Below are 18,312 nucleotides of genomic sequence, written 5' to 3' on the forward strand. Positions count from 1 at the left end.
GAGAGACCAGCCATGACCATGCCGGACAGCCTGCCTCAGGATTGGAAGGATGGCGCCTTCGCGCTGCGCGTTCAGACGCCGGAGGGGCCTTCCGTCTTCGCGCTGCTGGGCGGGGCCGCCTTCGACATGACACCGGCCTTCGGCACGGCCAGCGCCTGGCTGAACAGCGAGGATCCGGTCGCCGCCATCCGCGCCCGCGGCGTGCCCGCGGTGCTGGACCTGCCGGCCGCCATCGCGAATGCCCACCACGCCGCCCGCCACGCCGGCCAGCCCTTCCTGATCGCCCCCATCGACCTGCACGCCATCAAGGCCGCGGGCGTCACCTATGTCCGCTCCATGCTGGAACGCGTGATCGAGGAGCGCTGCCGCGGCGATGCATCCCAGGCCGATTCCGTGCGGGGCGAGGTCCGCGCCATCATCGGCGATGATCTGGCGAATTTGGTCCCGGGCAGCAGGGAAGCCATGGCGGTGAAGGCCGCGCTGGTGGCGAAGGGCTGGTGGAGCCAGTACCTCGAGGTCGGCATCGGCGCGGATGCGGAGATCTTCACCAAATCGCCCGTCCTCTCCGCCGTCGGTACCGGCGCCAAGGTCGGCGTCCACCCCATCAGCCACTGGTCGAATCCGGAGCCGGAGGCGGTGATGGTGGTGAATGGCCGCGGCAGGATCGTCGGCGCCACGCTCGGCAATGATGTGAATTTGCGGGATGTGGAGGGGCGGTCCGCCCTGCTGCTCGGCCGCGCCAAGGACAACAATGCCTCCTGCGCCCTCGGCCCCATGATCCGGCTGTTCGATGCGGGCTTCACGCTGGAGGATATCCGCCAGGGCGAGATCACGCTGACCATCACGGGGCGCGACGGCTTCGACTTGTCCGAATCCGGCCGCATCGGCTCCATCAGCCGCGATCCCGCCGACATCGTCGGGCAGATGATCGGGCCGCACCACCAGTATCCCGATGGCGCGGTGCTGTTCCTCGGCACGCCCTTCTCCCCCACGAAAGATCGCGGCGCGCCGGGCATGGGCTTCACGCATCAGCCCGGCGACGTGGTTCGCATAGCTTCCGCGCGCCTTGGCGCGCTGGAGAATGAGGTGGACCGCACCGATGAATGCCCGCCCTGGACCTTCGGCATCGGTGCCTTGATGGCGAACCTTGCGCGGCGGGGGCTGCCGAGATGAGTGAGGAGACGGGCCGCCTCGACGACCGACTCGCCTGGGCGCGCCTGCGGGGCAAGGGGCCGGGCGTGGTCTTCCTGCCGGGCTTCCGCAGCGACATGCAGGGATCGAAGGCGATCTTCCTGCGGGACCATTGCGCGGCACGCGGCCAGGCCTTCCTTCGGCTGGACTATTCCGGCCACGGCGAAAGCGACGGGCGGTTCGAGGACGGCACCATCGGCCAATGGGCCGCCGATGCCCTGGCGCTGTTCGATGCGCTGACGGAGGGCCCGCAGATCCTCGTCGGTTCCTCCATGGGCGGCTGGATCGCGCTGCTGATGGCCCGCCAGCGGGCGGCGCGCCTCGCGGGCCTCGTCGGCATCGCGCCGGCGCCTGACTTCACAGAGGCGCTGCTCTGGCCCGCCCTTCCGCCGGAGGCGCGCCAGGCGCTGATCCGCGACGGGATCATCCACCTGCCCAGCGAATACGGCGAACCCACGCCCATCACCCGCGCGCTGGTGGAGGATGGACGCCGGCAATCCGTCCTGTCCGAGCCCATCGACCTTCCCTGCCCCGTCCGCATCCTGCAGGGCATGGCGGACCCCGACGTGCCGTGGCGCCACGCCATCCGCATCCTGGACACGCTGGCTCAGGGCGATGCGCGGGTGACGCTGATCAAGGATGGTGACCACCGCCTGTCCCGGCCGGAGGATCTGCGCCTGCTGGCGGAGACGCTGGACAGCCTGCTGGCGGGCTAGCCCCCCGCCGCCAGGATCGCGGCCAGCCCCTCCCGGTAGGTCGGGCAGCGCCACTGGATGCCGAGTGCCGCCTTGGTCGCGGCATTCGTCACCACGCGGTTCTCCGACCAGAAGGACAGCGCCATCGGGGACATGCGCGGGGCCGCATCCTCGAAGAGCAGCGCGGGCGGGGGCGCGACACCCAGCAGCCGCGCCGCTTCCGCCACCATATCGGCCGACGCCGCGGCTTCGTCATCCACCAGGTGCAGCACCCGCACCCCATCCGGCCGACGCGCCGCGGCGACCACCGCCAGCGCGATGTCATCCCGGTGGATGCGGCTGAAGGCGTGGCCCGGCTTCAGCACGCGGCGCGCGGTGCCGGCGCGGACCTCATCCAGCGAGGACCGGCCAGGCCCGTAGATGCCACCCACCCGGAACAGGTCCAGCGCCCGCCCGGCCGCCGCCGCGCGCCAGGCCTGCTCCGCCGCAAGCCGGCGCTTCGAACGCTCCTGCCCCGGCGCGGGGGCCGTCGCCTCATCCACCGAAGCCCCGCCGCGATCGCCATAGATTCCAGTCGTGGAGAGGTAGCCGATCCAGCGCAGCGCGGGCGCCTGCGCGATGGCATCGGCATGGGCGGCGAGGACCGGGTCGCCCCCCTCACCCGGCGCGGCCGTCACCACGAGATGCGTTGCTTCCCGGATCACGCGCGCGGCCTCCGCGAAGGCCACCACCGCCACGCCCGGCGGTGGCGCGGCGCGGGCGGGATCGCGCGCCGTACCGGTCACGGAGAAACCCGCCGCCAGGGCCTCCTGCGCGATCGCGCCGCCGCTGTAGCCGAGGCCCGCCACAACCAACCGGTTCGCCATGGAATCCCCCTTGCTGCCCCGTCGGTGTGCCCCGCTTCGCGGTGGCGGCAAAGGGGTTGCGGCACCCGCGACCGTTCCGCCATGGTCCAGAGTTACAAGCAAGACAGGAAACGTCCCCATGCTGCGTCGCCGCCACGCCCTTGCCTTGGCCACCACGAGTCTCGCGCTGCCCTGGGCGGGCGCCCGGGCGCAAGCTTTTCCCCAGGACCGCCCAATCCGCGCCGTGGTGAACTTCCCGCCGGGCGGCACGGTGGACACGGTGGCCCGCCTGGTCGCGCCCGTGCTGGCGGAGAAGCTCGGCCGGCAGGTGGTGGTGGAGAACCGGGGCGGCGCCTCCGGCCTCATCGGGGCGGAAGCCGTGGTGCGCAGCGCGCCGGATGGCCACACCCTGCTCTTCGCGCTGTCCACCCATGCGGTGAACCCCCACATGGTCCCGCGCATGCCCTTCGACACGCTGGCGGATTTCGCCCCGGTCGGCTTCATCGGCGGCGCGCCGGTCCTGATGGCCGCCCATCCCTCCGCCCCCTTCCGGACGCTGGCCGATGTCATCGCGGCGGGCCGCGTCGGCGAAGGCCCGCATTTCGGTACCATCGGCAATGGCTCCACCGGCCACCTGATGATGGCGCAGTTGTCCACGCTGACCGGCGCGCGCTTCACCCATGTGCCCTTCCGCGGCGGCGGGCCGGCCGTGCAGGCGGCGCTGGGCGGGCAGGTGCCGCTGGTCATCACCTCCACCGTCGCGGTGGGGCCGCATGTCACGGCGGGATCGCTGCGCGGCGTCGCGCTGTCGGGGGCCGAACGCTCCCCGGTCCATCCCACCGTGCCCACGGTGGCGGAGCAGGGCTTCCCCGGCTTCTCCGCCGATAGCTGGGTCGGCGTGCTGGCGCCGGCGCGGACGCCGGATGCCGTTGTCGCCCGGATCAACACCGACCTCGCCGCCACGCTCGCCGATCCCGGGGTGCGGGACAGGCTGGCCGGCATCGGCATGACGCCCCGCGCCATGGCCCCCGCGGAATTCGGCGCCTTCGTCGCCAGCGAATACGAACGCTGGGGCAAGGTGGTGCGCGAACACCGGATCCTGTCGGACTAATACCACCGGCGGTGGGGGTTGCGCCGGTCGGATCGGCCGGCGATTCCCGTCCCGCGCAAGGTGGTATAGGATCACCCCATGCGACGCCCCGCCCGCACCATGCTCCTCGGCGCCTTCGCCGCCGCCGCGCTGGCGGCGCTGGGGGCGTTCACCTGGGTGATGGTGATCCCGAGCCCCGCCCTGACGGCGGAGGAAGTGCTGCCGACGCCGCCGGAACCCCCGCGGCTGGACGGCAGCCCGCGCAGCGAGCGCTGCATGATCCTGGCCCGCACCGATGCCGTGGAGGCCCGCGCCTTCGCCGAGGCGTGGGACGCCGAGGGCGGCGGCGAAGGCGCGCGCCACTGCCTGGCCATCACCATCCTGGCCATGGGCGAACCTGGCCAGGCCGCACGGCTGCTGGAGGGCCTGGCCCGCAATTCCCGCGCCGGCAACGCCGCCCGCGCCGCCGTCTTCGCCCAGGCGACCCAGGCCTGGCTGATGGCGGGCGAGGCCGGCCGCGCCTATGCGGCGGCGACGCTGGCGCTGACCCTCTCCCCCGACGATCCGGACCTGCTGACGGACCGCGCCGTCACCCTCGGCTCCCTCTCCCGCTACCGGGAGGCGCTGGAGGATTTGGACCGCGCGCTGGCGCTGGATACCGAACGGACGGAGGCGCTGATGTTCCGCGCCGCCGCCTGGCGGCATCTGGACCGCGTGGACAATGCCGCGCGGGACATCGACCGGGCGCTCGCCCTCGATCCCAACTATGCCGAGGCGCTGCTGGAACGCGGCATCATCCGCCAGCTCCGCGGCGATACCGCCGGGGCGCGGGAGGATTGGGAGCGAGCGATCGAACTCGCGCCCGACAGCCCGACGGCGGACCTCGCCGCGCAGAACCTGGCGCTGAACGAGGCCGGGCCCTTCCGGCGTTGACCGCCACCGCATGATCGGCGCGATCACCGCGCTGCTGGTCTGCCAGCTGGCCGGGGAGTTCGCGGTGCGCGCGCTGCACCTGCCGGTGCCGGGGCCGGTGGTCGGCATGGTGATCCTGTTCCTGACGCTGCTCCTGCGCCGGCGGCCGGCGTCGGAGGCCCTGGGCGGCACGGCGGATGGGCTGCTCGGCAATCTCGGGCTGCTCTTCGTGCCGGCGGGGGTCGGCGTGGTGCTGTTCCTGCCCGTGCTGGCGCGGGACTGGGCGCCGCTGTCGCTGGCCGTGCTGGCGGGCACGCTGGCCGCCATCGCGGCCACGGGGCGGATCGCCCAGATGCTGCTGCCGAAGGACGATCCGTGACCCCGCTGGCGGAGATCTGGGTCTATCTGGCGCAGGAGCCCCTGGCGGCGCTGACGGCGACGCTGCTGGCCTGGCTGGCGGCGCTGCGCATCCACGCCTGGTGCGGGCGGCATCCGCTGGCGAACCCGGTGCTGATCGCGGTGGCGTTGCTGGCGGGCGGGCTGCTGGCGGCGGGCATCGACTACCGCGCCTATTTCAGCGGCGCGCAATTCGTCCATTTCCTGCTGGGCCCCGCCACCGTCGCGCTGGCCGTGCCGCTCTACCGGCAATTCGCCCTGGTGCGGCGATCCGCCCTGGCGGCCACGGCATCCATCATCCTGGGCGGGGCCTTCGCGGCGGCTGCGGGCATCGGCATCGCACTCGCGCTGGGCGCGGCGCCGGAGGTGGTGGCCAGCCTGGCGCCGCGTTCCGTCACCACCCCCGTCGCCATGGGCATCGCGGAACGCATCGGCGGCCTGCCGAGCCTGACCGCCGTGGTGGTGATCCTGTCCGGCATCGTCGGCGCGGCGCTCGGCCCCGTGGTGCTGGACTGGGCGGGGGTCAGCGACTGGCGGGCGCGCGGCATCGCCATCGGCACCGCCGCGCATGGCATCGGCACGGCGCGGGCGCTGAGCGTGAATGCCACCGCTGGCGCCTTCAGCGGGCTGGCGATGGGGCTGAACGCGCTGGCGACGGCGCTGCTGCTGCCGCTGCTCTGGGGCTTCTTCGCGGGATAGGCGTCAGAAGGGCGCCGGCAGGGGGGTGGCGGGCTGGCGGCCATACAGGCCGCGCTTGAGTTCCGCATGGGTGCGCGCGCCCCAGCCATCCAGTCGATCGACAAGGGCTTGCGGTACTGAAACGCGGGCGCCCTCGGTCAGGGTCGTGGGGCCCGTCATCGCCGGCGCGAAGGCGGATGGCGCCACCCGGTACTCGACATTCAGATAGTGCATCGTCTCGCTGATCAGGAACTGGCTGCTGATCCAGTAGGGCGGTATCCAGCCCGCGCGACGCTGGCCTTCGTCATACAGCGGAGCCAGATGGCCGGGCTGCCCCGGCTGCTGCCCGGCGGCCAGCACCACGAGGCCGCGGCAATCCAGGGCGGCGCGCACGGCGGAGACGACATGGCGCGCGATGGCGCCTTCGTTGAGGCAGATCCCATGCGGTTCCCAATGCACTCCGACTTCCTGCGCCGCCTGGGCGACGATGACCGCAGCGGCGCGGCCCGTGCGTTCCTGCACGAGGACAGCCTGGTGCATCCGGGTCGGCACCGTCATGTCGCTGGTGCGTCGGTCATCGACGCCGAGGTGAAGGACCCGCCACGGCCCGGGCGGCAGGGGCAGCACCTTGCTCCCGACCATCAGGCTGCCCTCGACCATCGTGCCCGGCACCTGCGCCTGCGCCTGCCGCGCCAGCACCAGAAGAACCATCAGAAGCAGAACACGAACAGCCACGCACAACCCCCGATGATGAACCGGGGCATGCTCGGGGGCGGCGGCCTATCGTGTCAACGCCGGAACGGCCCTCACTCCGGCCGCGATTGCGGCGGCGCGCCCGCCGGTGGCGTCGCCGGGTCCCGTGCGCCTGCCGTGCTCTCGCCCAGGAATCCCTGCGGCGTGGTGCCCGTGCCCGCGGGCTGGTCGAGCCCGACGGCCGATCCATCCGTGCCACGGTTCACCGCCTGGGGGCTGTCGGTCTGCGGCGCCTGGCGAACCGGGCCGGCATCGCGCCCGATCTCCTCCACCCGCCCCGGCGGCGGCCCACCGGCCTGGGGCGGTGCGACAGGCTGCGCAAGGGCGAGGCCCGGGGCGAAGAAGGCAACAAGGAGAAGGCGATGGGTCATGGGGGACGAAACGTCCGCCCCCCGTGACGGTTTCTAGAAGTCCAGATCCGCGTAATGCGCCGGCGGCGTCACGCCGCTGACGCGATCCGCCAGCAGGTTGCGGAAGGCAGGGCGCGACTTGATGCGCGCATACCAGTCCTTGGCGCCGCCGGAGATCGACCAGTCCAGATCCCCGATATAGTCCAGCGTCGAAAGCTGTGCCGCCGCGGCCAGGTCCGCCAGGCTCAGCGCCGGTCCCGCCAGCCAGGCCCGCGTTTCCGCCAGCCAGCCGATGTATTCGAGATGCGGCTTGAGGTTGGCATAGCCCGCGCGGATCGATGCCGCATCCGGGTTGCCGCGCCCCAGCAGGCGCTTCATCTGCTTCTCGAACAGCAGGTTGCGCGTGACCTCGGCGTAGAATTTATGGTCGAACCAGGCGACAAGGCGCCGCACCTCCGCCCGTTCCGCCAGGGTGCGGCCCAGCAGCGGCATGTCCGGATAGGCCTCGTCCAGGTATTCGCAGATCGCATTGGAATCCACGATGGACAGGCCGTTGGCCTCCTGCAGCACCGGCACGGTGCAGGCGGGGTTCATCGCCAGGAACTCGTCCCGCCTTTCCCACACCTTCTCGACCCGCAATTCGAACGGAATCCGCTTCTCCGCCAGGGCGAGCCGGACCTTGCGGGCGAAGGGCGAGAGGGGGAGGTGGTAGAGAATCCGCATGCAGGCTGGCGCTTCAATTCGGGGATGTGACGCCGTATCGCATGGGGGGCGCGGCGGGCCAACAGGCCCCCTGTTCACGGCTGGCGTCATCACGCCCGGCTCGGCGCCCCGTCAAAGGCGATGGCGATGGCATGCCACATCGGCTTGCGGCGCATCGCCTCATCGAATGGCAGGGGCCGCGCCCGGGCATTGTCGCGGCGGCGGTGTTCCGGCAGGCGGCCGGCCTGGACCCAGCTGTGGCGGTCCGACAGCCCCCAGGTGAGCACCGCCTTGACCGCGGGCTGCGCCACGGTCGCTTCCAGGAAGCGGCGCACAAGATCGGCGCTGCCGGCATCCCGCGCCGCCGGATCGGCCGGCAGGGCGCGGTCATTCACGTCGAGCTCCGTCACCTCGATCGTCAGGCCGAGTTCGGCGACATCGCCGAGAAAATCCTGCCATTCATCCGCTGCGAAGGGCTGCCCGGCCTGGAGATGCGCCTGCACCCCCAGCACATCCACCGGCGCCCCGGCGCGCTTCAACCCGCGCAGCAGCCCGAGTACGCCCATGCGCTTGCGCCGCGCCGCGACAGTGGCGTGTTCGCAGCCGAAATCATTATAGGCGAGCCGCGCGGCAGGGTCCGCGGCGCGGGCGGCACGGAAGGCGGCGGGGATATAGTCCGGGCCCAGCACCTCCAGCATCCGGGTGCGGCGGAGCCAGTCCACGCGGCCATCCTCCGCCCGCACGGCCTCATTCACCACGTCCCAGCTGCCGATGCGGCCGCGCCAGCGGCCGACCGTCGCCTCGATATGCTCCTGCATGGCATTGGCCAGGCCGCGCGCATCCAGCCTGGCCATCCAGGGCGGATCGCTTTCGTGCCAGACCAGGGTATGGCCGCGCATCGCCATGCGGTTGACCCGGGCGAACTCCATGAGGCGGTCGGCCAGGCGGAAGCGCCGATCGCCGCGCGTGGGCTCCAGCTGGTCCCACTTCATCTCGTATTCCGCGACCAGCAGACCGCATTCCGCCCGGATGGCCGCGGTGGTGTCGGGCTCCGCCAGTTGCCGGGTGGTGATGGCGGTACCGAAGGTGATCCCCTTGGCGGCCGCACGGGCGTGCAACCCGGGGCCCGCCGCCGCCTGCGGGATGGGCGGCGGCACCTGCGCGCTGGCACACCCCGCGCCCAGCAGAGCGGGGGCGGCCAGCACGGCCCTTCGGCCGATCACTCCGCGGCGACGGCCGGGGCGTCGGTCATCGGCTTGGGCAGGTACTTCGCGTATTCCTTCGGCACGACGTGCCAGAAGTGGCCGCGTTCCGTCGCCCAGTCGTTCAGGATGCGGGCGGCGAAGGGGCTGCCCGTTTCCTTCACATGGCGCTGCACATGGTCGCGCAGCACCTCCTCCCAATGCGTGCTGCCGCCGAGGCGCTGCCACAGCAGCGTCTCCGGGTTCACGCGCTTCTCGAAATTCCCGTCGGCATCGTAGAGGAAGCTCATGCCGCCGGTGAAGCCCGCGCCGAAATTGTCGCCCACGGCGCCGAGGATGACGACGCAGCCGCCCGTCATGTATTCGGCCCCGTTCGCGCCGCAGCCTTCCACCACCGCCAGCGCGCCGGAATTGCGCACGGCGAAGCGTTCGCCCGCCTGGCCCGCCGCGAACAGCGCGCCACCGGTCGCGCCATAGAGGCAGGTGTTGCCGATGATCGTGTTCTCCCGCCACACCAGCGAGGAGGACGGCGCCGGCCGCACCACGATGGTGCCGCCCGACAGGCCCTTGCCGACATAGTCGTTGGCGTCACCGAAGACTTCGAGCTTGAGGCCCTTCACCGCGAAGGCGCCCAGCGACTGGCCGGCGGAACCGCGCAGCCGCACGGTCAGGTGCCCGCTCTGCAGCCCCTCCATCCCGAACTTGCGCACGATCTTGGAGGAGATCTTCGTGCCGATGGCGCGATGCGTGTTCCGGATGTTGTAGGCCAGCTGCATCTTCTCGCCGCGCTCGAACAGCGCCGCGGCGTCGCGGATCATGTCGGCGTCCAGCGTCTCCGGCACCTCGTTCCGGCCTTCCATGGTGCAGTAGGCCGCATGCGAACCGGCATCCGCCTTCACCAGGAGGGGGTTGAGGTCGAGGTCGTCGAGGTCATCGGAACCGCGCGACACCTGGCGCAGCAGGTCGGTGCGGCCGATCACGTCCGTCAGCTTGCGGAAGCCGAGGCCGGCCAGGATTTCCCGCACTTCCTCCGCCACGAAGGAGAAGAGGTTGATGACCTTCTCCGGCGTGCCGGTGAACTTCTGCCGCAGCGCATCGTCCTGAGTGCAGACGCCGACCGGGCAGGTGTTGGAATGGCACTGCCGCACCATGATGCAGCCCATGGCGACGAGCGACGCCGTGCCGATGCCGAATTCCTCGGCGCCCAGCATGGCCGCGATCACCACGTCCCGCCCCGTCTTGAGGCCACCATCGGTGCGCAGCTTCACGCGATGGCGAAGCCTGTTCAGCATCAGCACCTGATGGGTCTCGCTGAGCCCCATCTCCCACGGCAGGCCGGCATGCTTGATGGAGGAGACGGGCGATGCGCCCGTGCCGCCGGAATGGCCGGAGACCAGGATGGCATCCGCCTTCGCCTTGGCGACGCCGGCCGCGATGGTGCCGATGCCGCTGCGCGCCACCAGCTTCACGCAGACCGTCGCCTCGGGATTGATCTGCTTGAGGTCGTAGATGAGCTGCGCCAGATCCTCGATCGAGTAGATGTCGTGGTGCGGCGGCGGCGAGATCAGCATCACGCCCGGCGTCGAATGCCGCAGCTTGGCGATGAGTTCCGTCACCTTGAAGCCGGGCAGCTGCCCGCCCTCACCAGGCTTCGCGCCCTGCGCAACCTTGATCTCGATCTCCTTGCAGTTGTTCAGGTATTCGGCGGTGACGCCGAAGCGGCCCGAGGCAATCTGCTTGATGGAGGAGTTCGCATTGTCGCCGTTGCTGCGCGGCTTCGCGCGGGCGGGATCCTCGCCACCCTCGCCGCTGTCGCTGCGCGCGCCGATGCGGTTCATGGCGATGGAGAGCGTCTCATGCGCCTCCGGGCTCAGCGCACCGAGGGAGATGCCGGGCGCCACCAGGCGCTTGCGGATTTCCGTGATGCTCTCGACTTCCTCCAGCGAGACCGCGATGCGGCCATCGGCGCGGAAATCCAGCAGGTCCCGCAGCGCCACCGGCGGCAGCTTGCGCACGCCTTCCGTGTAGCGCTTGAAGGTCTGGTAGCTGTCCGTCTCCACCGCCTTCTGCAGCGTGTGGATCAGGCTGCCGTCGAAGGCATGGTTCTCGCCGCGCTTGCGCAGCTTGTACAGGCCGCCGACCGGCAGCGTCACCGCATCCGCGTCCCAGGCCTTGGCATGCAGCGCCAGCACGCGGCGCGCGATGCCGGACAGGCCGATGCCGGAGATGCGGCTGGCGATGCCGGGGAAGAATTCGGCGACGAGGGCGCGGGACAGGCCGATGGCCTCGAAATTCATGCCGCCGCGATAGCTGCTGATGACGGAGATGCCCATCTTGGACATCACCTTCAGCAGGCCCTTGTCCACCGCCTTCTTGTAGCGGGCGACGCAGTCCTTCAGCGACAGACCGGCGAAAAGCCCGCGGCGGTGCCGGTCCGCGATGCTTTCCTGCGCCAGATAGGCGTTCACCGTCGTCGCACCCGCGCCGATCAGCACGGCGATGTAGTGGACATCGATGGATTCCGCGCAGCGCACATTCACCGAGGTGAAGGTCCGCAGCGAATGGCGCACGAGATGCGTGTGCACGCCACCAACGGCCAGGATCATCGGGATCGCGGCGCGCTCAGGCCCCTGCGCCTCATCGGACAGGATGACATGCGCGCAGCCGCTGCGCACGCCTTCCTCGGCTTCCCGGCGGATGCGCTCGATCGCGCGACGCAGCCCCTGTTCCCCTTCGGAGACCGGGAAGGTCGCGTCCACGGTGCAGACGGTGGCGCCCATATAGGCACGCATCGCGGCGAATTCCGCGTTGGACAGCACGGGGCTGTCCAGCATCAGCATGTCGCACTGCGTCGGGTCCTCATCGAGGATGTTCCCGAGATTGCCGAGCCGCGTCTTCAGCGACATCACCCGCGTCTCACGCAGGCTGTCGATCGGCGGGTTCGTCACCTGGCTGAAGGATTGCCGGAAATAATGGTGCAGGCCGCGATACTGGCCGGACAGCACGGCGATGGGCGTGTCGTCGCCCATGGAGCCCACGGCCTCGCTCGCCTCCTCCACCATCGGGTGCAGGATGGTCTCCAGCTCCTCCAGCGTGTAGCCGACGGCCAGCTGGCGGCGACGCAGCGCCTCCCCGCTCCATTCCGCCTGCTCATCCGCCCCGGCCTTGACGATGCCGTCGATGCGCGTGGTGCGGCGCGTCCAGTCGCCGAAGGGCTTGCGGCCGGACAGCGCGTCCTTCAGCTCCGTGTCGCCATAGAATCGGCCGGTCGAGAGATCGACGGCGACGCATTGCCCGGGTCCGACGCGGCCCTTGGCGATGATGCGGTCCTCCGCGATCTTCACCATGCCGGTCTCGGAACCCGTGACCAGCATGTTGTCGGTGGTGATGGTGTAGCGCATCGGGCGCAACCCGTTGCGGTCCAGCCCGCCGATCGCCCACTTGCCATCGGTGGCCGCGATCGCCGCCGGGCCGTCCCAGGGCTCCATCACCGCGTTGCAGTACAGGAAGAATTCCCGGTGTGCCTCCGGCATGGTGGCGTTGTTGCCGAGGCTTTCCGGGATCAGCATCGCCTTGGCCATCGGCGCATCGCGCCCGCCGCGCACCAGAAGCTCGAACACATTGTCCAGCGTCGCGGTGTCGGACCCGCCAGCCTGAACGATCGGCTTCAGATCTTCCATGTAGGCATCGAGCAACGGATGGGCGAGCCGCGTCTCGTGGCTCTTCATCCAGTTGATGTTGCCGTGGACGGTGTTGATCTCACCGTTATGCGCCAGCGTGCGGAAGGGCTGGGCCAGGCGCCAGGTGGGGAAGGTGTTGGTGGAATAGCGCTGGTGGTAGATGGCGAAGCGGCTGACGAAGCGCGTGTCGTTCAGGTCCGGGAAGAAGTCGGTCAGGTTCTCCGCCAGGAACATGCCCTTGTAAATGATCGAGCGGCAGGACAGGGAGCACAGGTACAGCTCCGGGATCTGCGCCGCGATGGCCTGCTTCTCGATCCGCCGGCGGATGACGTAGAGGTCCCGCTCATAGGTGTCGTCATCGACGCCGCGCGGGTTCCACAGCAGGATCTGCTCGATCTCCGGCCGCGTCGCATTGGCCTTCTCGCCGATGCAGGAGACGTCGATCGGGACCTGGCGCCAGGAATAGATGTTGTAGCCGGCGTTGAGGATCTCGGTCTCGACGATCTGGCGGCAGCGTTCCTGTGCGCCGAGGTCGGTCTTCGGCAGGAACACCATGCCGACCGCGATGCGGCCCGGGCGCACGGCGTCGCCGCCGCGCTGCACGACTTCCGTGAAGAAATCCTGGGGGATTTCGATATGGATGCCGGCGCCGTCGCCGGTCTTGCCATCGGCATCCACGGCGCCGCGGTGCCACACGGCCTTCAGCGCATCGATGCCGGCCTGCACGACATCCCGCCGCGCCTTGCCATCCAGCGCCGCCACCAGGCCGACGCCACAGGCATCATGCTCGGTCAGGTCGACATGGGCGTCCTGCAGCGTGGCCAGGTTGGCCTTGTAGCCCTCGGCGAACTGCGCCCCGCTCTCGAAAGAAGCGTTCTCGAAACCGTTGTCCATGTCAGTCACTCCGCCGCCACGGCGAGCGCCGCGGTCTTCTGCTGGATGTAGCCATGCATCTGTTCAGCCGCGTCGCGGCCATCTCGGATCGCCCAGACGACGAGCGAGGCACCGCGCACGATGTCACCCGCGGCAAACACGCCGGGCAGGTCCGTCATCATGGTGCGGTGATTCACCTTCAGCGTGCCCCAGCGCGTGACGGGCAGGCCAGGCTCCTCGAAGGCCTTGGGGAGGTTCTCGGGATCGAAGCCCAGCGCCATGATCACGAGGTCCGCCGGCATGGTGAAGCTGCTGCCGGGAATCGGTTCCACCTGCTGGCGGCCGGAGGCATCGGGCAGGCCGAGATGCATGCGGTGGGCGCGTACGCCATCGACCTTGCCATCGCCCAGGAAGGCTTCCGGCGCACCGAGCCATTCGAAGGTCACACCTTCTTCCTCCGCGTGATGAACCTCACGCATGGAGCCCGGCATGTTCGCCTTGTCGCGGCGATAGAGGCAGGTGACGGAAGTGGCACCCTGGCGTACCGCGGTGCGGACGCAGTCCATCGCCGTGTCGCCGCCGCCGATGACCACCACGCGCTTGCCGGCCGCGTTCAGCGCGCCCGATTCCATGGCCGGCACCACCTCGCCGAGGCCCGCGCGGTTGGACGCCGTCAGGTAGTCCAGCGCCGGCACGATGCCGTCCAGCCCGATGCCCGGCGCCGCCATGTCGCGCGCCTTGTAGACGCCGGTCGCGACCAGCACCGCATCGTGCTTCTCGCGAAGCTCGGCCAGGGTGATGTCCTTGCCCACGGCGACGTTCAGGTGGAAGTGGATGCCGCCTTCCTCGAACTGCTTCCAGCGGCGCAGCACCACTTCCTTCTCCAGCTTGAAGTTGGGGATGCCGTAGATCATCAACCCGCCAACGCGGTCGTAGCGGTCATAGACATGCACCTGGTAGCCGCGCATGCGCAGACGTTCGGCCGCCGCCAGGCCGCCGGGGCCGGCGCCGATGATGCCGACGCTCTGCGTCAGTTCGTGCCGCGGCTTGGGCGCCTTGACCCAGCCATTCTCCCAGGCGGTATCGGTGATGTACTTCTCCACCGACCCGATGGTGACGCTGCCGAAGTCTTTCTCGATGACGCAGTTGCCCTCGCAGAGGCGATCCTGCGGGCAGATGCGGCCACAGATTTCGGGAAATGTGTTGGTGGCGGAGGCGACCTCATAGGCTTCCTCCAGCCGCCCTTCCGCGGTCAGCTTCAGCCAGTCCGGGATGTTGTTGTTCAGCGGGCAGTGGACGGAGCAGAATGGCACGCCGCACTGGCTGCAGCGGCTGGCCTGCGTCTTGGCGCCTTCGGGGTCGAAGGCCTTGTAGATCTCGTCGAAATCCTCGCGTCGCAGATCCGCCTTCCGCTTTTCCGGCAGGCGTTGGTCGAGGCGCACGAATTGCAGCATCCGGTCGGCCATGGCGGCGACGCTCCCTTGGGGCGAAACGAGGCACGCGCCCCCTCTCATCCCCCGGGGTTCGCGTGAGGCCCCTCTACATCACCGAAAACCGCCGCGCGAGTCCGAAATGCATTAACAGGACAGTTTAGCTGACCTTATTTCTGCATATCCGGTCCGCAGCCCGAACCATGCACCGGACCGGACCGCGAAATAGGTCCGATCCGGCCCGGCGCTCAGGCCGCCGCCAAATCGCGCCGGCCCCCACCCGGGCGGAAGCGCCGCAGGTACCCCGGCACCACCGCCTCGACCGAAGTCGGCGCGATGCCGAGATCGGCAAGGCCGGGCACCCCCTCCCCCACCACATTGTCGCGGCCGAGCAGCTTGAGCTGGTCCGTGGTCAGGGCGGGGTTGGGCAGCTTCTCCAGGATGCTGGCCTGGAAGCCCATCAGCCCCATCGGCATATCCACCAGGCGCTTGTTGCGGCGCGTGGTGTCCAGGATGAAGCGCAGCACGTCGCGCATCGTCATCACGCGCGGGCCGCCCAGTTCATAGGTGCGGCCAGCCGCGTCGTCCCGCTCCACCGCCGCCATCACCGCATCGGCGACATCGCCCACGAAGACCGGCTGGAACCTGGTGCCGCCGGACACGACGGGCATGAAGGGCAGCAGCCGCGCCATGCCGGCGAATCGGTTGAAGAAATTATCCTCCGCCCCGAAGACGACGGAGGGCCGCAGGATGGTGGCTGCCGGGAAGGCCGCGCGCACCGCCGCCTCCCCTTCCGCCTTGCTGCGGGCGTAGCGGCTGTCGCTGGCCGCATCGGCGCCGATGGCGGAGACCTGGACGAAGCGCCGCACCCCGGCCGCCGCCGCGGCCTGCGCCACCACGCCAGGCCCCCTGGCCTGCACATTGTCGAAATCCCCGTGCAGGATGCCGACCAGGTTCACCACCACATCGGCACCTTCCACCGCCCGCGCCACGGCGGCGGCATCCGTCACCGCGGCGCGCAGCGGCACGATCTGGCCGACGCGCCCCTGGGTGCAGAGGAAGCGTGCCGCCAGCGGGTCCCGCCCCGCGATGCGCACGATGTAGTCCTGCGCCGCCAGCCGCTGCACCACGTAGCGTCCGATGAAACCGGCGCCGCCGAACACCGTCGCCACCTTGCGATCCGCCGCGCGCATGATCCGTCACTCCGTCAGGGAAATCCGTGCCGGACCATATGGGGGCGACCCTCGCCCGCCAAGCATCGGAAACCATCCACAACTTGTCGAAGCCCCCCCGCTTGACGCCCCCCTTCCCGCCCCGTAAATCGCCCCTCGCTGAACGACGCCCCCTGCCCAGGTGGTGGAATTGGTAGACGCGCTGGCTTCAGGTGCCAGTGACCGCAAGGTCGTGAAGGTTCGAGTCCTTTCCTGGGCACCACTACTCCGCCGAATTCTCGCGGGGCACAGCGGCAGCAGAAACCCGACAGCCCTTTCCGCATCCAGTCCTGCACATGGCGTCGGGATTGCGACCCACAGTGGCAGATCCGCGACCGGATAACTCCATCTGGTTGTTGCGACGCCCTCGCCGCGGTGCCAGATTGGCACGCCGCGCATCGCCCGATCGCCCCCCATGCTCGGCAAGCCTGCCGCAGCCGGCGCTTCGTTGGCCATCGGTGCCGATCCTGGCCGATTCCCTGACCGCAAGCGCCGCCTGCGCCCGGATACGACTCCACCTGGATACCGCCTCCACCTGGATCAAGACTCCCACGAGAGCGTCCCGACCTGATGCGAGACAGGCACTTCGGCAGCTTCGGCTTCGGGACCCCGGCCCGGGTCAGCCCCCCCGCCCACCCGGCGGTGGAAAGGCCCGCGATCGCGGAGTCGCTGGCCCATCCCCTACCGCTGCTGGCGGCCAATCTGGTGGTCGCGCTGCTCTATGCCGGGCTTGGCGCGGCGGTGGGGCTGTTCTTCGCCCGCTACGGCCTGTTCCCTGCGCCCATCTGGCTGCCCGCCGGCATCGCCGCCGTCGCCACGCTGGTGGGTGGGCTCCGCCTGGTGCCCGGGCTGTTCCTCGGCTCCTTCGCCGTCAACGGCCTGCTGCTCGATGCCGGGCTGCTACCCGCGGCGCTGATCTCCGTCTCCAACAGCCTCGGCCCCTGGGTGGGCGCGGTGCTGACCAGGTCGCTGCGCCCGCCCACCGGCCTTTTCACCCGGCTGCGCGGCGTGCTCGGCTTCGTGGCGGGCGGCGTGATGCTGCAATCCCTGCTCACCGCGCTGGGTGGCACCGCGGCGCTGCTGGCGACCGGTGGCTTGCCGGTGGAAGCCGCCTATTCCGTCTTCGCCCGCTGGGTGCTCTGCGATGCCGGTGGCGTCTTCTTCTTCGCCCCGGCCCTGATGCTGTGGATCGGTGCCGAACGCACGCCGGCGGTGCCCGGCCACCGGCCGGCGGCCAGCGATGCGGCGGTCTTCGCCGCCACCGCCGGCCTGGCCGCGCTGGTCTTCGCCCTGCCCCCGCCGCTATCCGCCCTGGTGCAGCCGGAAGCGGTGGTTCTGCTGACCATTCCCGTCACCTGGGTGACGCTGCGCATCTCGCTCCGCGCCGCCTATTCGCTGCTGACCCTCATCAGCGTGGTCGCCACCATCGGCACGCTGGCGGGCCTCGGCCCCTTCCAGCCCGATGTCGTCCCGAATCCCCTCCGCGCCGTCGCCATGATGATCGTGCTGATGGCCACCAACGCCCTCGCCCTGATGGCGCTGCTGAGCGAGCGGCGGGAGGCGGAGGCGCGCCTGGCGGAGGGCAATGCCAGGCTGACGGAGGAAGTGGCCGACCGCACCGCCGAACTCCGCCACCGCGCGGAGTCGGATGACCTGACCGGCATCGGCAATCGCGGCCATTTCCTGCGCAGCCTGGCGGAGCACATCGCCGCGGCCCGGCGGCAGGGAGCGCCCCTGGCGCTGGTGCTGCTGGACCTCGACCAGTTCCGCCTGCTGAACGACATGCGCGGCCACGCCGCCGGCGACGCGGCGCTGCTGGCCGCGGCACGGCTGGTCGCGGCGCCGCTTGAGGGAATGCCCGCCAATCTCGGCCGCCTGGGCGGAGAGGTCTTCGCCGTCTCCCTCCCCGGCATCGATGCCAATGCGGCGGCGACGCTGGCGGAGGCGATGCGCGCCGCCGTCGCCCGCCACAATTTCACGGCAGAGGATGGCGAGGCCCCGGCCCGCCTGACCGCCAGCATCGGCGTCACCGGCCTGCTGCCGCGGGACCAGGGGCCGGAGGATCTCCTCAGGCGCGCCGATGCCGCCGTCTTCCTGGCCAAGGCCAAGGGCCGCAACCGGGTGGAGGTGCGGATGGTGAGCGAGGTGCCGAAGGAGATGCGCGCCAGCAGCCTGTCCCGGTAGCGGCCACTCCCTGCCTCCGCTATAGCGGGCGGAGGCCGATGACCGCGCAATTCCCCCTTGCCGGGACGCCCTTCGCCCCGGCAAGGGGCGCCGGCGGCCAGGGCCAGACCCTTTTCACCC

At 70.3% G+C, this 18,312-nt stretch carries 15 protein-coding genes and 1 tRNA gene; 8 read left to right on the forward strand and 8 right to left on the reverse strand.

Annotated features, from left to right (window positions below; translation table 11 throughout):
• The first annotated feature begins 12 nt into the window (after positions 1 to 12).
• Both ACTIE5_RS24115 and ACTIE5_RS24120 read left to right on the forward strand, forming a co-directional pair.
• Entirely contained in the window at positions 13 to 1,173 is a 1,161-nt protein-coding gene (locus ACTIE5_RS24115) for a fumarylacetoacetate hydrolase family protein (RefSeq protein ID WP_439552277.1), read from the forward strand.
• Positions 1,170 to 1,907 carry an alpha/beta hydrolase gene (locus ACTIE5_RS24120; protein WP_439552278.1) on the forward strand — a complete coding sequence of 246 codons (738 nt, stop codon included), beginning with the start codon at positions 1,170 to 1,172 and terminating at the stop codon, positions 1,905 to 1,907. The genes ACTIE5_RS24115 and ACTIE5_RS24120 overlap by 4 nt, the downstream gene beginning before the upstream one ends.
• On the opposite strand, the gene ACTIE5_RS24125 is transcribed toward ACTIE5_RS24120, so the two are convergent.
• Positions 1,904 to 2,752 carry an SDR family NAD(P)-dependent oxidoreductase gene (locus ACTIE5_RS24125; RefSeq protein WP_439552279.1) on the reverse strand — a complete coding sequence of 283 codons (849 nt, stop codon included), beginning with the start codon at positions 2,750 to 2,752 and terminating at the stop codon, positions 1,904 to 1,906. The genes ACTIE5_RS24120 and ACTIE5_RS24125 overlap by 4 nt on opposite strands.
• Positions 2,753 to 2,870: 118 nt before the next feature.
• On the opposite strand from ACTIE5_RS24125, the gene ACTIE5_RS24130 reads away from it, so the two are divergent.
• The 4 genes from ACTIE5_RS24130 (at position 2,871) to ACTIE5_RS24145 (ending at position 5,828) form a co-directional block, all read left to right on the forward strand.
• Positions 2,871 to 3,842 carry a Bug family tripartite tricarboxylate transporter substrate binding protein gene (locus ACTIE5_RS24130; protein ID WP_439552280.1) on the forward strand — a complete coding sequence of 324 codons (972 nt, stop codon included), beginning with the start codon at positions 2,871 to 2,873 and terminating at the stop codon, positions 3,840 to 3,842.
• A 78-nt stretch (positions 3,843 to 3,920) separates the two neighbouring features.
• Positions 3,921 to 4,754 carry a tetratricopeptide repeat protein gene (locus ACTIE5_RS24135; protein WP_439552281.1) on the forward strand — a complete coding sequence of 278 codons (834 nt, stop codon included), beginning with the start codon at positions 3,921 to 3,923 and terminating at the stop codon, positions 4,752 to 4,754.
• Positions 4,755 to 4,764: 10 nt separating this feature from the next.
• Entirely contained in the window at positions 4,765 to 5,112 is a 348-nt protein-coding gene (locus ACTIE5_RS24140) for a CidA/LrgA family protein (RefSeq protein ID WP_439552282.1), read from the forward strand.
• Entirely contained in the window at positions 5,109 to 5,828 is a 720-nt protein-coding gene (locus tag ACTIE5_RS24145; protein ID WP_439552283.1) for an LrgB family protein, read from the forward strand. Before ACTIE5_RS24140 ends, ACTIE5_RS24145 begins: the two co-directional genes overlap by 4 nt.
• A 3-nt stretch (positions 5,829 to 5,831) precedes the next feature.
• On the opposite strand, the gene ACTIE5_RS24150 is transcribed toward ACTIE5_RS24145, so the two are convergent.
• The 7 genes from ACTIE5_RS24150 to ACTIE5_RS24180 form a co-directional block, all read right to left on the reverse strand.
• Positions 5,832 to 6,542, reverse strand: a complete 711-nt coding sequence (locus ACTIE5_RS24150) for a hypothetical protein (RefSeq protein ID WP_439552284.1) — start codon at positions 6,540 to 6,542, stop codon at positions 5,832 to 5,834.
• A 71-nt stretch (positions 6,543 to 6,613) separates the two neighbouring features.
• On the reverse strand, positions 6,614 to 6,931 hold the full coding sequence (locus ACTIE5_RS24155) for a hypothetical protein (RefSeq protein ID WP_439552285.1): 318 nt from the start codon (positions 6,929 to 6,931) through the stop codon (positions 6,614 to 6,616).
• A 33-nt stretch (positions 6,932 to 6,964) separates the two neighbouring features.
• Positions 6,965 to 7,633, reverse strand: coding sequence for an FtsZ-binding protein FzlA (gene fzlA, locus ACTIE5_RS24160; protein WP_439552286.1), 669 nt, complete (start codon positions 7,631 to 7,633; stop codon positions 6,965 to 6,967).
• 89 nt (positions 7,634 to 7,722) lie between these two features.
• Positions 7,723 to 8,835 carry an endo-1,4-beta-xylanase gene (locus tag ACTIE5_RS24165; protein WP_439552287.1) on the reverse strand — a complete coding sequence of 371 codons (1,113 nt, stop codon included), beginning with the start codon at positions 8,833 to 8,835 and terminating at the stop codon, positions 7,723 to 7,725.
• Positions 8,832 to 13,388, reverse strand: a complete 4,557-nt coding sequence (gene gltB / locus ACTIE5_RS24170) for a glutamate synthase large subunit (protein ID WP_439552288.1) — start codon at positions 13,386 to 13,388, stop codon at positions 8,832 to 8,834. Before gltB ends, ACTIE5_RS24165 begins: the two co-directional genes overlap by 4 nt.
• Before the next feature lie 5 nt (positions 13,389 to 13,393).
• Positions 13,394 to 14,833 carry an NAD(P)-dependent oxidoreductase gene (locus ACTIE5_RS24175; protein ID WP_439552289.1) on the reverse strand — a complete coding sequence of 480 codons (1,440 nt, stop codon included), beginning with the start codon at positions 14,831 to 14,833 and terminating at the stop codon, positions 13,394 to 13,396.
• Positions 14,834 to 15,045: 212 nt separating this feature from the next.
• On the reverse strand, positions 15,046 to 15,990 hold the full coding sequence (locus ACTIE5_RS24180) for a complex I NDUFA9 subunit family protein (RefSeq protein ID WP_439552290.1): 945 nt from the start codon (positions 15,988 to 15,990) through the stop codon (positions 15,046 to 15,048).
• Positions 15,991 to 16,144: 154 nt separating this feature from the next.
• Here ACTIE5_RS24180 and ACTIE5_RS24185 point away from each other — a divergent pair.
• Together ACTIE5_RS24185 and ACTIE5_RS24190 are read left to right on the forward strand one after the other, a co-directional pair.
• Positions 16,145 to 16,231 (forward strand) — tRNA-Leu (locus ACTIE5_RS24185).
• Positions 16,232 to 16,578: 347 nt separating this feature from the next.
• A complete protein-coding gene (locus ACTIE5_RS24190) occupies positions 16,579 to 18,192 on the forward strand; it encodes a diguanylate cyclase (RefSeq protein WP_439552291.1) in 1,614 nt (537 codons plus the stop codon).
• The last annotated feature ends 120 nt before the right edge of the window (positions 18,193 to 18,312 follow it).

This window comes from Falsiroseomonas sp. (assembly GCF_051859025.1).
Lineage (GTDB): Bacteria > Pseudomonadota > Alphaproteobacteria > Acetobacterales > Acetobacteraceae > Falsiroseomonas.

What these genes read in the sequence shown, in the direction of transcription:
- ACTIE5_RS24130 (WP_439552280.1), top strand. Translation starts at nt 2,871, where the DNA reads ATGCTGCGTCGCCGCCACGCCCTTGCCTTGGCCACCACGAGTCTCGCG.
- ACTIE5_RS24175 (WP_439552289.1), bottom strand. Translation starts at nt 14,833, where the DNA reads ATGGCCGACCGGATGCTGCAATTCGTGCGCCTCGACCAACGCCTGCCG.
- ACTIE5_RS24180 (WP_439552290.1), bottom strand. Translation starts at nt 15,990, where the DNA reads ATGCGCGCGGCGGATCGCAAGGTGGCGACGGTGTTCGGCGGCGCCGGT.
- ACTIE5_RS24140 (WP_439552282.1), top strand. Translation starts at nt 4,765, where the DNA reads ATGATCGGCGCGATCACCGCGCTGCTGGTCTGCCAGCTGGCCGGGGAG.
- ACTIE5_RS24125 (WP_439552279.1), bottom strand. Translation starts at nt 2,752, where the DNA reads ATGGCGAACCGGTTGGTTGTGGCGGGCCTCGGCTACAGCGGCGGCGCG.
- ACTIE5_RS24115 (WP_439552277.1), top strand. Translation starts at nt 13, where the DNA reads ATGACCATGCCGGACAGCCTGCCTCAGGATTGGAAGGATGGCGCCTTC.
- ACTIE5_RS24155 (WP_439552285.1), bottom strand. Translation starts at nt 6,931, where the DNA reads ATGACCCATCGCCTTCTCCTTGTTGCCTTCTTCGCCCCGGGCCTCGCC.
- fzlA (WP_439552286.1), bottom strand. Translation starts at nt 7,633, where the DNA reads ATGCGGATTCTCTACCACCTCCCCCTCTCGCCCTTCGCCCGCAAGGTC.
- gltB (WP_439552288.1), bottom strand. Translation starts at nt 13,388, where the DNA reads ATGGACAACGGTTTCGAGAACGCTTCTTTCGAGAGCGGGGCGCAGTTC.
- ACTIE5_RS24120 (WP_439552278.1), top strand. Translation starts at nt 1,170, where the DNA reads ATGAGTGAGGAGACGGGCCGCCTCGACGACCGACTCGCCTGGGCGCGC.
- ACTIE5_RS24190 (WP_439552291.1), top strand. Translation starts at nt 16,579, where the DNA reads ATGCGAGACAGGCACTTCGGCAGCTTCGGCTTCGGGACCCCGGCCCGG.
- ACTIE5_RS24135 (WP_439552281.1), top strand. Translation starts at nt 3,921, where the DNA reads ATGCGACGCCCCGCCCGCACCATGCTCCTCGGCGCCTTCGCCGCCGCC.